Genomic DNA, 314 nt, shown 5'->3' with positions numbered 1-314 from the left:
AAAGATCGCGATCAGGAAACCAGTGGCACGACTTTGAGCTTCGCAGCTCGGGTAAAAGTTTTGGACCTGATCCGCGTATCACCATACCGGCCAGCGGTGTCTCGAAGGCCGCAAAGCAAGGCCTGACAGAAGACTGCGTTCGATCACATGCTTTAAGGAGCAGAAACTTCTTGCACCGAGGGCGGCAACCACAGAAGCCGTGCAGCACCTCGATGTGATAGTCGGGATGCACCTTGGCGCGCTTCCATTCGGCATATTCGAAAGGTTGGTCGGGCAAGGCGCGCAATGCGGGGCGTTCGATCTGCTCATAAAGA

Annotated in this window: 1 protein-coding gene; it reads right to left on the bottom strand. The window is 55.7% G+C overall.

All coding sequences use genetic code 11. The features are described from left to right. The coding region (locus FLQ44_RS24170) for a hypothetical protein (protein ID WP_147695487.1) at nucleotides 1-314 on the bottom strand (314 nt) is incomplete at both ends.

The sequence above is a fragment of the Vogesella mureinivorans genome (genome assembly GCF_007644035.1).
Classification (GTDB): Bacteria; Pseudomonadota; Gammaproteobacteria; order Burkholderiales; family Chromobacteriaceae; genus Vogesella; species Vogesella mureinivorans.
Note: the sequence above shows the minus strand (reverse complement) of the source record. Positions and strands in the feature narration are given on the sequence as shown.